This window comes from Phormidium sp. CCY1219 (assembly GCF_035615515.1).
Classification (GTDB): Bacteria; Cyanobacteriota; Cyanobacteriia; order Cyanobacteriales; family Laspinemataceae; genus CCY1219.
Genome location: NZ_JAJENT010000085.1, coordinates 1 through 282, shown reverse-complemented (window position 1 = coordinate 282; position 282 = coordinate 1). Strand labels below are relative to the sequence as shown.

The following is a 282-nucleotide window of genomic DNA, read 5'->3' as shown; positions in this document are numbered from 1 at the left end:
GGAGGTGGGGGTGGGGGTGCAACAGGCCCAGGGCCTCCGGCGGCGGCAATTCTTCCTTCTGCCATGCCGGCGAAAACATAGTGTTGCGATGCGTCGAAAAAGTTTAAGCCGGCGGCGGCTAAATCGGGGTTGGCGCTGAGGTAAAAGCTGACATTGAAATTGGGGGCGGAAGGGCGTCCTTCGTTAATGCCAGAACCTCGGAAATGGTCGAATAATTGCTCGTTATTCAGTCCAGCAGCGGCTAAATCTGGATTGGTGGCGCGATAGAAATCGGGATTAAAA

At 55.0% G+C, this 282-nt stretch carries 1 pseudogene; it reads right to left on the bottom strand.

Annotation, left to right across the window (positions count from 1 at the left end):
* A pseudogene (locus LKK83_RS00525) lies at positions 1-282 on the bottom strand (hypothetical protein); the annotation flags it as partial.